The following is a 13066-nucleotide window of genomic DNA, read 5'->3' as shown; positions in this document are numbered from 1 at the left end:
CGGTCCTTCTCTGGTCGGGCGGTGGGGAGCCGGTCGGGGGCTCAGCTGGTCAGCGGAACTGGTCGTGCAGCCCGCGCGGCAGCGTGAAGAGCGGGTCGCGGGAGAGCTCGGCGCGACCCAGCGTGGTCAGGTGCGCCTCGTCCGGGCCGTCGAAGATGCGCATCGCGCGGTGCCAGCCGTAGAGCGACGACAGCACGGTGGCGTCGCTGACGCCGGCGCCGCCGTGGATCTGGATGGCGCGGTCGATCACGTTGAGTACCGCGCGGGGCACGGCGACCTTCGCGGCGGCGATGTAGTGGCGGGCGGCCTTGTTGCCCTCGGCGTCGATCGTGCGCGCCGCCAGGTGGCACAGCGCCCGGGCCTGCTCGAGCTCGATGCGCGACTCGGCGATCTTCTCGCGCACCGAGGACTGCTCGGCCAGCAGACCACCGAAGGCCGTGCGCGTGCGGGCCCGCTCGACCATCATCGCCAGCGCCCGCTCACCGGCTCCGAGGGCGCGCATGACGTGGTGGATGCGGCCCGGGCCGAGGCGCATCTGCGCGGCGGCGAAACCGCCGCCCTCCTCGCCGAGCAGGTTGGTGACCGGCACGCGGACGTCGGTGAAGGAGATCATGCAGTGCCCGTGCTGGTCCTGGCGGCCGAACACCGGGTAGGAGCGCTCGACCTTCAGCCCCGGGGTGTCCATCGGCACGATGAGCATCGACTGCTGGCGGTGGGTGGCGGCGGTGGGGTCGGTCTTGCCCATCACGATGAGCACCCGGCAGCGCGGGTCGGCCGCACCCGAGATCCACCACTTGCGACCGTTGACGACGTACTCGTCGCCGTCGCGCTCGATGCGGGTCTCGATGTTGGTGGCGTCCGAGGAGGCCACGGCCGGCTCGGTCATCGCGAACGCGGAGCGGATCTCGCCCTTGAGGAGCGGGGTGAGCCATGCCTGCTGCTGCTCGGGGGTGCCCACGAGGTGCAGCAGCTCCATGGTGCCGGTGTCCGGGGCGCCGCAGTTGATGGCCTCCGGCCCGAGCTCGGGGCTCCAGCCCGAGAGCTCGGCGATCGGGGCGTACTCCAGCTGGGTCAGGCCCGACTCGTGCGGCAGGAAGAGGTTCCACAGACCGCGATCGCGCGCCTTCTTCTTCAGCTCCTCCACCACGGGCGGCACCTCGTGGTCGTCGGGGCCGACCTCCTCGCGGTAGCGCTCGTAGGCCTCCTCGGCCGGCAGCACCTCGTCCTCGACGAATCGTCGCATCTCGTCGAACAACTGGACGGCGCGCTCGCTCGGCGCCGGGAACGCGGGATACATCGACGACCCTGTCATGGCCCCCAGTCTGCCCCAGCCCGCGAGGGGCGCACGGTCAGGAGGCGCAGCGACCGGTGTCGACCTCGCCGCCGTCGCGGCCCCGCTGCCGTCCCTCGGCGGCGCGCTGGGCCACCTGGTTGGCCGTCAGTGCGTACCCCGTCTCGGGGTCGGTGACCGAGGCGGCGAAGACCACGCCGGCCACGCGGCCGGCCGGGGTGACGATCGGGCCACCGGAGTTGCCGGGGCGCACGAGCCCGCGCAGCGAGAAGACCTCGCGCACCACCGTGCCCGCGCCGTAGATGTCGGGCGAGCGGAGGTTCTGCTGCGCGCGCACGCGGGCGGTCTGGGCGTTGAACGGGCCGTCCTGCGGGAAGCCGAGCACGGCCACGGGGTCGCCGGCGCCGGTGGAGGAGTCGAAGCGCAGCGCCCGGGTGTCGCCGGTGTCGAGGGCCAGCACCGCGACGTCGAGGCGGGGGTCGTAGAGGACGACGCGCGCCAGCTCGGTGCCGCCGTCGATGCTCACCTCGGGATCGCTGACGCCCGCCACGACGTGCGCGTTGGTCATCACGCGGTTGCGGGCGTAGACGAAGCCGGTGCCCTCGACGCCGCGTCCGCAGTTGTTGGCGCCGCGGATCTTCACCACGCTCTGGCGCACCGCCCGCACGGCGGGGTCGCGGGGCAGGGTGCCCGGCCCCGGGGCGACCTCGACGATCTGCTCGGGGGCGAACGGCTCGAGGTAGCGCGGGAAGAAGCCGGTGCCGACCACGTTGTTGAAGGCCTGCAGGGTGCGCGGCGCCGCGCCCGGCAGGGCGCCGTTGACCTTCGCGAGCACGGTGGAACTGCGCACGAGCTCGGTGACCGGACCGATCCGGGTGCCGGAGACGGCCACGCCGAGCGCCCAGGCCACGAGCAGGACGGCGAACGCGCTCAGCACGGCTCCGCCGACGGCGTCCAGGGCCCGCGCGGGCTGCCAGGTGATGCGCTCGCGCACCCGCGCGCCGGCGTACTGCAGGAGCGCCTGGCCGAGCGAGGCGCAGAGGATGACGATGAACAGCGCGCCCAGCGAGACCGCGAGCGAGGGGTCGAGCCGGCCCAGCACCACGGGCGCAAGCAGGATGCCGCCCACGCCGCCGGCGAGCAGGCCGACCGTGGCGAAGGCGCCGGTGACGAAGCCCTGCCAGTAGCCCGACAGGGCATAGGCGAGCACGAGGAGCACCAGCAGCCAGTCGAGGAGGTTCACCCCGTCACCTCCTCGTCGATGTCCATGGCGTCCTGCGCCCGCCCGCCGTCGCGCCGCACCCGGCGCTCGTACTCGGCGAGCATGTAGTCGGGCAGATCATGCACCGGCGGATCGTCCACCGGAGGGAGCCACCCGAGGAAGGCGAGGAATCGGGTCAGGATCCCGCCCGTGAACCCCCAGAGGATCACGTCCTTGTCGGGTCCGATCAGGAACCCGGGACCGGTGAACCCGGCGGGATGGCGCACGGCGATGCGGTACTCCGGCTCGACGAGCTCGCCCAGTGCGACCCGGTGGATGGCGTGGACCTCCTCGGGCGAGGCGACGCGCACCTCGCCGGGGCGGCGCCACCAGGCCAGCACCGGGGTGACGGCGAAGTTGGACGGCGGGAGCCACAGCTCGGGCAGCGTGGCGAACACCGCGACCTCGGCCGGGTCGACGCCGATCTCCTCCCAGGCCTCGCGCAGCGCGGCCCGCACCGGCGTCTCGCCGGGGTCGATCGAGCCGCCGGGGAAGGACACCTGGCCCGGGTGCGAGCGCATGTCGTGGGCGCGTTCGGTGAGCAGGACGTCGCCGCCCGGTCCGTCCGCGCTCCCCTCGCTCTGCTCGCCGTCGCTGAAGAGCATGAGCACCGCTCCGCGGCGCACCTCGGCGTCCTCCGGGGGCAGGAAGGCGGTGAGGTCGCTGCCCCGGATGCGCCGCGCTCCGTCGGCCACCGGCAGCAGCCACGCCGGGAGGTCGGCGGGCAGGGCGGTGGGCACGTCGTCCACGAGGGCGGCCGCGACTTCGGGAGGCATGGCCGGCGTCGCGGGGACGCTCGCGCCGGCGCTCACCCGGCGCCGCCCCGGGCCGCGGTGACGTCGACGCCGGTGCCCGTGCGCACCAGCTCGATGAGCCGCTCGAGCGAGTCGATGCCGCCCGGCACCTGCGTCGTCGAGCCGTCGGGGGCGACGAACACGAACTGCGGCTTGCCCTGGATGACGAGGTCGGTCTTCTGCAGGGCGCCGCAGGGGTCGGCCAGCGAGGGGTAGCGCACGCCGCTCTGCCGGGCGAGGTCGAGGGCGGCGCCCGGGTAGGTCTCGAGGTGGTCGACACCGATCACCCGCACCTGGTCGCCGTAGCGGCGGTCGAACTCGGCCAGCACCGGCATCTCCTTGCGACACGGCCCGCAGTTGGAGGCCCAGAAGTTGATCACCGCGGGGCCGGGCACCTGCGCGAGCGAGCGCGCGGTGTCGCCTCCCAGGCACTCGAGGCGGACGTCGGGCAGCTTCGCCGCAGCGCCCGCCCCCTCGGTGCCGGGCTCGGGCCAGTCGCAGTCGGCGATACCGGCGGCCGTGCGGTCGCGCGCCAGGTCAGGCGTGGTGACGTCGATGTCGCAGGCGCTCGCGGACGACGAGCCGCCGTCGCTGCAGCCCACGAGCAGCGCTCCGCAGGCGACCAGCGCGGTCGCGGCGACGCGACGCCGCATCAGTTCGGCCCCTCGGTGCGCACCAGCTTCTCGGCCTCCACCGGGTCGGTCGGCCCGGTGCCGTAGGAGGGGCACCACCGAGCCACCGGGCAGGCTCCGCACGCGGGCTTCTTGGCGTGGCAGCGGCGGCGCCCGTGCCAGATGAGGTGGTGCGAGAGCATCGTCCAGTCGCGCTTGGGGAAGAGCGCGCCGACGGCGTGCTCCACCTTCACCGGATCGGTCTCCTCGGTGAAGCCCAGTCGTCGCGAGAGGCGGCCGAAGTGGGTGTCGACGGTGATGCCCGGCACGTCGAAGGCGTTGCCGAGCACCACGTTGGCCGTCTTGCGCCCCACCCCGGCCAGGGTGACGAGGTCCTCGAGGCGCCCGGGCACCTGGCCGTCGAAGCGCTCGACGAGGTCGCTGCTCAGCTTCAGCAGCGACTCGGTCTTGGCGCGGAAGAAGCCGAGCGGTCCGACGATCTGCTCGAGGTGAGCCCGGTCGGCGGCCGCCATCGCGGCGGCGTCGGGATAGGCGGCGAAGAGGGTCGGGCGCACCGCATTGACCCTCTTGTCGGTGGTCTGCGCCGACAGCACCGTGACCACGAGGCACTGGAACGCGTCGTCGAAGTCGAGCTCGGCCCGGGCATCCGGGTAGGTCTCGGCCAGCACGCGATCGATGCGGCGGGCGCGGCGCACCAGCCCCGTCGGGGTCTCCGCGCCGATGTCGATGGCCTTGCGCGGCCGTACGGTCTCCCCCACGTCGCTCAGCGTACGCATCGGCGCCTCGCGCCCGCCTGCCGACGCCGTCGCCCGGACTCGTCGCGAGCCGCGCCGAGGGCCCCGGTGGCACCATGTGACCTGGCCCACTGGCTAGGATGCCCATGCGCACGCGGTGTCTCCGCCCTGTGAGGGCGGACTGCGGCGCACGCGAGTTTGGAGGAAGAGTGGACAACGACGTTCTCCGTCAGGCGCCACTGTTCAGCGCTCTCGACGACGAGGCGATGGCGGCACTGCGCACGTCCCTGGCGACCACGCGTCTTCGCCGCGGCGAGGTTCTGTTCCACGAGGGCGACAGCGGCGACAAGCTGTACGTCGTCCTCGAGGGCAAGGTGAAGCTGGGTCGCACGTCGTCCGACGGGCGCGAGAACCTGCTGGCGATCATGGGCCCGGGTCAGATGTTCGGCGAGCTCTCGCTCTTCGACCCCGGCCCGCGCTCGGCCACGGTCACCGCGGTCACCGACGCCGAGTTCGCCTCGCTGTCCCACGAGGACCTCCTGCGCTGGCTCGAGGGCCGCCCCGCGGTGGCGCGCGGACTGCTCGCGCAGCTCGCCGGCCGCCTGCGTAAGGCCAACGACGTCGTGGCCGACCTCGTCTTCTCCGACGTGCCGGGCCGCGTCGCCAAGGCGCTGCTCGACCTCGCCGACCGCTTCGGCCGCACGGCCGACGACGGCGTCCACGTGCACCACGACCTCACGCAGGAGGAGCTCGCCCAGCTGGTCGGCGCCTCGCGCGAGACGGTCAACAAGGCGCTCGCCGACTTCGTCTCGCGCGGCTGGCTGCGCCTCGAGCCCCGCTCGGTCGTCATCCTCGACATGGAGCGCATGGCCCGCCGGGCGCGCTGAGCAGACCGCACCGCAGCACACCGAGCAGCGGCATCGGCCCACTAGGTTGGGCGGGTGCCGCTGTTCGAGTTCGAGGGCAAGAGCCCCCAGGTCCATCCCGACGCCTTCGTGGCGCCCACCGCCACCCTGATCGGCGACGTGCGCGTCGAGGCGGGGGCGAGCATCTGGTACGGCGTGGTGCTGCGCGCCGACATCTGCACGATCATCGTGCGCGAGGGCTCGAACATCCAGGACAACTCCGTCGTCCACGGCGCGCCCGAGGTGGTGGTCGAGATCGGCCCGCACGCCACGATCGCCCACGGCTGCGTCTTCCACGGCGCCGCGATCGGCGAGAAGGGTCTGCTCGGCAACGCCAGCACGGTGCTGGACGACGCCCGCGTCGGCGCCGGCTCGCTGGTGGCCGCCGGATCGGTCATCACCCCCGGCACGACGGTGCCCGAGGGCGTGCTCGCGGCGGGCGCGCCCGCCCAGGTGCGCAAGCCGATCGAGGGCACCGGCGCCGCCGTGTGGGTCGAGACCAACGCGCCGTACTACGCCGACCTCGCCCGCCGCCACCGCGCCGGGGTGCGGGCGATCGAGGGGCCCTCGGAGCACTCGTAGAAAATTGAACAACTTCGACAGCATGTTGAGGTTTCGTACTCAACTACCGGGGCAGTAATACCTGCGACGCACCAACCGTGGTCAAGCCAACCGCCACGTTCACTTCCGACAACGGGAGTACCTGATGTCTGTCGCCCCTCTCACCACCAGCACCATCCCCACGATCCCGACCAGCCCCGCCTGGTCCCCGCGCGGCAACCGCCGCGCCGCCTCGGAGGAGCGTAAGGCGCGCACCGCCGAGTTGCTCGCCCGTGCCTCGCAGCTCACCGGGCCCGAGCGCGACGTCCTCATCGACGAGGTCATCGTGATCAACCTGCCGGTCGCTCGTTCGCTTGCCGCCCGCTACCGCAACCGCGGCCAGCAGATGGAGGAGCTCGAGCAGGTCGCGAGCCTCGCGCTCACCCGCGCCGTGCAGAACTTCGACCCCGCCCGCGGCGAGGACCTCCTCGTCTTCGTCGTCCCCAGCGTGCTCGGCGAGCTCAAGCGCTACTTCCGCGACACCACGTGGGCCGTGCGCCCGCCGCGTCGCGTGCAGGAGATGCGCCCCCGGCTCGTCGAGGCCGAGGAGCTGCTCGGCCAGGTGCTCGGTCGGCCGCCGACGATCGCCGAGATCGCCGACGAGCTCGGCTGCACCCCGGCCGAGGTCGAGGAGGTCAAGGGGTCGGGCGACCTCGCCCGCACCTCCTCGCTCGACGAGCCCGTCTCGGATTCCGGCAGCGCGCTCGGCGACCTCCTCGCGCAGGAGGACACCGGGTTCGCCCACGGCGAGGCGGTGGCGATGCTCGGCCCCGCGTGCCGCCGCCTCAAGCCGCGCGATCGCTGGATCCTGCGGATGCGCTTCTACGACCAGCTCACCCAGCAGGAGATCGCCGACGAGCTGGGCGTGACCCAGGTGCAGGTCTCGCGCCTGCTCCAGCGCATCCTCAAGGACCTGCGCGCCGCCATCGGCACCGACGAGCTGCAGCTCGCCGCCTGAGCCACCCCCCGCCCGCGCACCGCGGGTCGCCGCCGCCGCGACCGTCGTCCTCACCGGACGGCGGTCGCGGTCGTGGTTGTGGCCGCAGCGCGGGGAGAGGGCAGCGCCGGGAGAAGGGGGAGCGGCCCCGGCCGCACACGGCGCCAACCTGGCCGGGGCCTTGCCGACGGCGGCCCGAGTCCGGACGGCATCGACTGCTCCGTCATTACCCGCGCGCGCCCTCGTCACACGCGAGTGAGAATCTTCGTCGATCAGGTTGGGTGAAAGGCTCAGGTCGCCGCGTCGCCGGCCGATCATCCGGCATGCTCCCGCGTCGGCTCGACCTCGGCCCCGGGCCGCTGCACGCGACGGTGTGCAGCGCGTCGTCCTTCGTCGTGTTCCTCGGGGCCGCCCTGCTCGGTCGGGCCACGATCATCGCCGAGCCGCACCTGAGCCTCGTCTGCCCGGCCGCCGGGATCGGTGCCCTCTGGGCCCTGTGGGCCCGACGCCGCGGCCCCGTCGTCCTCGGTGCCGCTCTCGCGGGGATCGCCGCGGGCAGCGTGCTCGCCTACCTCCTCACCGGCGCCACCGCCGAGGTGGCGGCGCTGGTGGGGCTGACCAACACGGTGCAGGCCGTCGTGGTCACCGTGCTGGCACCCCGGCAGGCAGGACCGGGTCGGCCGGCGACGGCGCCGGTGCGCGTGGACGACGTCCGCTCGCTCGGCGCCCTCGCAGCGGCGGCGGCGCTGGCCTGCCTCTGCGCGGCGGGGATCGGCACGCTCGTGGTCTGGGCCGCCTCCGGACGCCTCGACGTGCTCGGCTTCTGGGTGTGGTGGGGACGCAACACGGTCGGCCTGGTGACGGTGGCCCTGATCGGGCTCCTCGGCGTCCGGGAGCTGCGCCGTCCCCGGCCCCGACCGGGCACCGCGCGGGGGCTCGGGATCGCGGCCGCGGCGACGGTCGCCACGGTGGCACTCGACGTCGCCGTCTTCCGCGGTCCGGCCGGCCACTCGCTCGCCTTCCTCGTCCTGGCGCCGACCCTGCTCGTGGGTCTGCGCTGCCGGCCGGCGGTGGCGGCGCTGCACGGCGTGCTCTGCACGGGGCTGGTGATCACCTTCACCCTGAACGGCCAGGGTCCGTTCGCCGTCGTCGACGACCCGACCCACCGGGCGCTGGTGATCCAGCTCTACGTGTTGCTGACCATGGCGGTGGGGCTGGCCCTGTCATTCACCCGCGACCACGAGCGGCGCATGATCGCCGAGCTGCGCGAGTCGCAGGCGCAGTGGGCGGTGCTGCTCGGCAGCCTCCCCGAGACCACCGTGATGACCGTGGACGCCGAGCTGCGCATCGGTCGGGTCGCCGGCGCCGGACCGTGGACGCCGGCGTTGGCGTCGGCCGGCGGCGTCCCGCTCACCGCGCTCGCACCCGAGGAGTACGCCGCGACCCTCGATACGCTCGTGGAGCAGGTGCGCGCGGGCGAGCAGGTCACCCAGGAGATGCCCACCGAGGACGGTCGGCAGATGCAGGTCTCGGCCACCGCGCTGCCCGGGCGGCACGACGGCGGCCCGGAGCTGCTGGTCGTGGCTCGCGACGTGACCCTCGACCGGGCCCGCGAGCGCGACATCGCCGCCGCCCGCGACCGCGCCGAGCGACTCTTCGACGCCGCCCCGCACGGCATCGCGGTGCTCGACGCCGACGGTCGGCTGCGCCGGGTCAACCCCGCGCTCAGCGCCCTGCTGGGCCGCTCCCCCGAGCGGCTGGAGGACTCGCTGTTCAGCGAGTGGTCCGCGCGCACCGACGACGACACCCTCGCGGCGCACCTGCGGGCGACCGTGGACGACGAGACGCGAGCGGCGCGCGACGAGGGCACCGTCTGGCAGGTACGCGACGCCCGGGGCCGCGTGCGCACCCTCAGCCTGTCGAGCAGCCTGCTCCGCGCCGACGACGGCGACCCCGAGGTGGTCACCACCGTGGTCGACGTCTCGGAGCAGATGCGGCTGCAGGCCCGGCTGCAGCACCTCGCCCACCACGACCCGCTGACCGGCCTGGTCAACCGTCGCTGGTTCGAGGAGCAGCTCGCCGCCGCCTGCCGACCGCCCCTGCCCGGGCAGGTGGCCGGAGGCGCCCTCCTGCTGCTGGACCTCGACCACTTCAAGGACGTCAACGACCTCGTCGGCCACGGGGCCGGCGACCGCCTGCTGGTCGACCTCGCGGCCCGCCTGCGCACGAGCCTGCGCACCGACGACCTGCTGGCACGCATCGGCGGCGACGAGTTCGCCGTCCTCGTGCCGGGGGTGGACCTGGTGGACGCCGAGCGCGTCGCCAGCGCCCTGGTGCGGGCCGTGCGCGACCATGCGGCCGGCTCACCGGAGGGACCTGCGCGGCGCGTGACGGCCAGCGTCGGCGGCGTGCTCCTGCCGAGGTCCGTGCAGGGCGCCGGCCTCTCGGCGGCCCACCTCCTGGAGGCGGCCGACCGGATGCTCTACGTCGCGAAGCGTCGCGGCCGCGACCAGCACGTCGTGCGCACCGCGCCGCCCACCGCGGGCGATCAGTCGCCGACGGCCATCTCGCCGAGCTCGGACCAGTCGGTGCCGGGCACGGTGGCGTTGACGATGCGCGGGGTCTGAACCAGGTAGCCGGGCAGCTCCGCCTGGGCGGCCTTGAAGTGCTCGGAGGTCACGTGGGCCTCGGCGGCGTCGTCGAGGAAGGCCTCGACCAGCACGTACTCGGTGGGGTCCTCGAGGCTGCGCGACCAGTCGAACCACAGGTTGCCGGGCTCGGCGCGGGTGGCCTCGGTGAACGAGCGGCTGATCTCGGGCCAGGCGTCGGCGTGCTCGGGCTTGATGCGGAACTTGGCGGTGATGACGATCATCGGGGCGACTCCTGGCGCTGGCGGTACGGGACCTCTCGAACCTAGGAGACCGCCCCAACCCGGGCGCCGCTCAGCGATGGATGGCCGCCGGCAGACCGTCGCTGAACCTCTCCGGCGGTGAGGGCAGGCACTCCGCCTCGCCCGCGGCGCGGCGCGCCGCCGTCCACGCGACGGCGCAGGCGTCGACGACGTCGTCGGGCGCGACGCCGCGCTCCCCCGCCGGCACGAGCGGGTCGGGCACCTCGATGCCGACCGCGGCGAGGGCCGCGATCCGCAACGCCCGGCCCTCGGGCGTGCGCTTCGGCGCGCGGATCGGCGCGCCGCTGATCGCGGCGAAGGTGACCTCCGGGTGCACCTCGATCATCTCGATCCCGGCCTCCGACGCCCCGCCCTCGCGCAACCAGGTGTCGACCTCGCGGATCTTGGCTGCGATCGCGAAGGCCTGGGCCCCCACGCCCTGGCCTGTGAGCCGGCGGTTGACCGCGTCGGCGCTCGCCCGGTCGGTCTCGGCGTAGGCGGCGCGCGTCAGCGTGGTGAAGATCGACGACGCCTTGCCGGGCAGGGCCCGCCGCGCGAGCACGTCGGCCTGCCGGATGCTGTCGTCGGGCAGGCCGATGGGGATGTCGATACCCACGAGCCGGACGTCGTGCTGGGCACGCGCGAGGCGCACGAGCGTGTCGATGTCGTCGGCACGCACCACCTGGACGGCGGGAGCGCCCGGCGTCCAGACGGCCCCGACCCAGCCGCTGCGACAGCCGTCGACCCCGAGCACCGCTCCCGGCGCCGGCTCCGACACCGACACCGATGGCACCGCCGCAGCCCGAGGAGCGGAGGCGGGGGCGGACGACGGAAGCTGGTGGCGGGTGGTGCGGGCCGAGTTGGCCACCACCGCGATCGATGAGGCGTTGTGCAGGAGCGCAGCAGCGACCGGCGAGAGCGCCCCTCCGGCGCCCACGGCCAGCCCGACCGCGTTGACGGCGATCGACATGCCGTAGTTCTGCCGGATCGTGCGCACGGTGTGGCGGGCGAGCTCGCGCAGGTCGAGCAGGCGGGTGAGGTCGTCGCCCGCGAGGGCGATCTCGGCGGCCTCGAGCGCCACGTCGGTGCCCCCGATGCCCATCGCGATGCCGACGTCGGCCAGCGCCAGGGCCGGGGCGTCGTTGGTGCCGTCGCCCACCATCGCGACGGTGTGGCCCTCCTGCTGCAGGCTCCTGACGACGTCCTGCTTGTGCTCCGGCATCACCTCGGCGCGCCACTCGTCGATGCCGAGCTCGGCGGCCACCGCCGCCGCGACCTGCGGATGGTCGCCGGTGAGCATCACGATGCGCCGCACCCCGTCGGCCCGCAGGGCCTCGATGACGTCGCGGGCCTCGGGACGCACGGTGTCGCGCAGGCTGACCAGACCGGTGAGACGCCCGTCGATGGCGAGCAGGAGGGGGGTCTCGGCCGCCGCCCGCAGGCGGTCGACCCACGCCAGCGCGTCGGCGGTGACGCCCACTCCCTCGCGCTCCAGCAGCGCGGTGCTCCCCAGCAGCATGGTGCGACCATCGGCGATGGTGCGCATGCCCAGCCCGAGCAGCACCTCGCACTCCTCGTGCTCGGGGATGGCGATGTGGCGCTCCTCGGTGGAGCGGATGACGGCCTCGGCCAGCGGGTGGCGCGAGTGGATCTCCGAGCTCGCGGCGTAGGCCAGCACCTGCTCGGCCTCGAAGTCGCTGCGGAAGGACACCACGTTGGTGACCACCGGTCGGCCGATGGTGAGGGTGCCGGTCTTGTCGAAGACGACGGCGTCGACCCGACCGGCGAGCTCGAGGTGCGAGCCGCCCTTGACGAGGATGCCGCGACGAGCGCCGTTGCCGATCGCAGCGCTGATGGCGGTGGGGGTCGAGAGGCCCACCGCGCACGGGCAGGCGATCAGCAGCATCGTCATCGCGCGCCGGACGTCGCGGGTCACGACGAAGGTGCCGGCGGCCAGCAGGAGCGACGCCGGGACGAAACGCCGCGAGAAGTTCTCACCGACCGTCTGGATCGCCGCCCGGTCGTGCTGCGCCTCCTCGACGCGGGTGATGATCCGGCCGATCGCGGTGTCGCGGCCGACGGCACTCGCGCGCACGACGATGCGACCCTTCATCACGACCGTGCCCGCGTGGAGCATCCGACCCGTCTCGACCCTGACCGGCAGGGTCTCCCCGGTGATGGCCGAGGTGTCGGCCACGGCCTCGCCCTCGACGACCTCCCCGTCGACCGGCAGCGCCACGTGGTCGTGGACGACGACGAGGTCGCCCACCCGGAGGTCCTCGATGGGCACCCGCTGCTCGACGGTGGTGCCGTCGAGCGCTGTGCGGCGCACCCAGGCGTCGTCCTGCGCCCCGGTGAGGAGGTCGCGGATGGCGCGACGGGTGCGCCGCAGGGTGAGGTCCTGGAGGTACTCGCCGATGTTGAGCAGCCACAGCACGGTGAGGGCCACCACGTTCTCGCGCAGCGCGAGACTGGCCACGGTGGCGGCCGAGACGAGCGCGTCGGTTCCGAGGCCGCGACCACCCGCGAGCCCTCGGAGTGCGCCGCGAAGGAAGGGATAGCCGGTGGCGATGGTGACGCCCGTGGCGAGCGTGCGGGAGGTCGGGCCCAGCACCGGCGGACGACGGAGCACGTAGCGGCGTCCGCCCAGCAGGAGCAGCGCCGCGCCGCCCAGGGCGATCCGCACGATGTCGCCGTTGGAGACCTCGTCGGAGCGCGGGAGGCGCTCGGCCGGGAGCGCAGGCACCGCGCTGAGCCCGCCCAGCATCGCGACCAGCCGGTCCACGTCGCAGGCCCCGGGCCGGAACCACACGACGACCTGCCCGGTGCGCCAGTAGGCATGGACGGCGCGGACGCCCTCAACGGCGTCGAGCATCTCCTCGGCGTGCACCGCGCGTCCGCGCGAGCCGCGCAGCGCGGGCACGCTGATACGGACTCGACCCGCCGAGGCGGCGAGTGCCACGAGGCGGGGGGCCTCAGGGCCCTGCGGCACCTGAGCCGGCGAGACCGGCTGCTCGTCCAC

At 73.9% G+C, this 13066-nt stretch carries 11 protein-coding genes; 4 read left to right on the top strand and 7 right to left on the bottom strand.

Features of this window, described 5'->3' with window-relative positions; genetic code table 11:
• Nucleotides 1-49 precede the first annotated feature (49 nt).
• From ACERUN_RS04290 to nth, 5 genes are read right to left on the bottom strand one after another with little or no spacing between them, the layout of a single operon-like run.
• Complete coding sequence (locus tag ACERUN_RS04290) at nt 50-1312, bottom strand: acyl-CoA dehydrogenase family protein (RefSeq protein ID WP_370288513.1); 1263 nt, start codon at nt 1310-1312, stop codon at nt 50-52.
• Between the two features lie 37 nt (nt 1313-1349).
• Nucleotides 1350-2534, bottom strand: a complete 1185-nt coding sequence (locus ACERUN_RS04285; RefSeq protein WP_370288512.1) for a MarP family serine protease — start codon at nt 2532-2534, stop codon at nt 1350-1352.
• On the bottom strand, nt 2531-3328 hold the full coding sequence (locus tag ACERUN_RS04280) for a CoA pyrophosphatase (protein WP_370288511.1): 798 nt from the start codon (nt 3326-3328) through the stop codon (nt 2531-2533). The genes ACERUN_RS04285 and ACERUN_RS04280 overlap by 4 nt, the downstream gene beginning before the upstream one ends.
• A gap of 32 nt (nt 3329-3360) precedes the next feature.
• Complete coding sequence (locus ACERUN_RS04275) at nt 3361-3999, bottom strand: TlpA family protein disulfide reductase (protein ID WP_370288510.1); 639 nt, start codon at nt 3997-3999, stop codon at nt 3361-3363.
• Complete coding sequence (nth, locus tag ACERUN_RS04270; RefSeq protein ID WP_370288508.1) at nt 3999-4736, bottom strand: endonuclease III; 738 nt, start codon at nt 4734-4736, stop codon at nt 3999-4001. The genes ACERUN_RS04275 and nth overlap by 1 nt, the downstream gene beginning before the upstream one ends.
• A 242-nt stretch (nt 4737-4978) precedes the next feature.
• Here nth and ACERUN_RS04265 point away from each other — a divergent pair, with 242 nt between their 5' ends.
• The 4 genes from ACERUN_RS04265 (at nt 4979) to ACERUN_RS04250 (ending at nt 9781) form a co-directional block, all read left to right on the top strand.
• Nucleotides 4979-5599 (top strand): Crp/Fnr family transcriptional regulator, encoded by a 621-nt coding sequence (locus ACERUN_RS04265; protein WP_370288582.1) that lies wholly within the window; start codon nt 4979-4981, stop codon nt 5597-5599.
• Between the two features lie 54 nt (nt 5600-5653).
• A complete protein-coding gene (locus ACERUN_RS04260; protein WP_370288507.1) occupies nt 5654-6199 on the top strand; it encodes a gamma carbonic anhydrase family protein in 546 nt (181 codons plus the stop codon).
• 124 nt (nt 6200-6323) lie between these two features.
• Nucleotides 6324-7175, top strand: a complete 852-nt coding sequence (locus tag ACERUN_RS04255) for a sigma-70 family RNA polymerase sigma factor (protein WP_370288506.1) — start codon at nt 6324-6326, stop codon at nt 7173-7175.
• Between the two features lie 302 nt (nt 7176-7477).
• Complete coding sequence (locus ACERUN_RS04250; protein ID WP_370288505.1) at nt 7478-9781, top strand: diguanylate cyclase; 2304 nt, start codon at nt 7478-7480, stop codon at nt 9779-9781.
• Here the strand turns inward: ACERUN_RS04250 and ACERUN_RS04245 are convergent.
• Nucleotides 9703-10026, bottom strand: coding sequence for a putative quinol monooxygenase (locus ACERUN_RS04245; RefSeq protein WP_370288504.1), 324 nt, complete (start codon nt 10024-10026; stop codon nt 9703-9705). The genes ACERUN_RS04250 and ACERUN_RS04245 overlap by 79 nt on opposite strands.
• Nucleotides 10027-10096: 70 nt before the next feature.
• Nucleotides 10097-13066: a heavy metal translocating P-type ATPase gene (locus ACERUN_RS04240; protein ID WP_370288503.1), complete on the bottom strand. Its 2970-nt coding sequence runs from the start codon at nt 13064-13066 to the stop codon at nt 10097-10099.

It is taken from the genome of Nocardioides sp., from assembly GCF_964229035.1.
Taxonomy (GTDB): domain Bacteria; phylum Actinomycetota; class Actinomycetes; order Propionibacteriales; family Nocardioidaceae; genus Nocardioides.
The sequence above is the reverse complement of the archived record's forward strand: the minus strand, read 5'-3'. Positions and strand labels throughout refer to the sequence as shown.

Bases quoted from the DNA above. Each gene is read 5' to 3' on its own strand.
- ACERUN_RS04255 (WP_370288506.1), top strand. From the start codon at position 6,324: ATGTCTGTCGCCCCTCTCACCACCAGCACCATCCCCACGATCCCGACC.
- ACERUN_RS04265 (WP_370288582.1), top strand. From the start codon at position 4,979: ATGGCGGCACTGCGCACGTCCCTGGCGACCACGCGTCTTCGCCGCGGC.
- ACERUN_RS04275 (WP_370288510.1), bottom strand. From the start codon at position 3,999: ATGCGGCGTCGCGTCGCCGCGACCGCGCTGGTCGCCTGCGGAGCGCTG.
- ACERUN_RS04280 (WP_370288511.1), bottom strand. From the start codon at position 3,328: ATGCCTCCCGAAGTCGCGGCCGCCCTCGTGGACGACGTGCCCACCGCC.
- ACERUN_RS04250 (WP_370288505.1), top strand. From the start codon at position 7,478: ATGCTCCCGCGTCGGCTCGACCTCGGCCCCGGGCCGCTGCACGCGACG.
- ACERUN_RS04290 (WP_370288513.1), bottom strand. From the start codon at position 1,312: ATGACAGGGTCGTCGATGTATCCCGCGTTCCCGGCGCCGAGCGAGCGC.
- ACERUN_RS04245 (WP_370288504.1), bottom strand. From the start codon at position 10,026: ATGATCGTCATCACCGCCAAGTTCCGCATCAAGCCCGAGCACGCCGAC.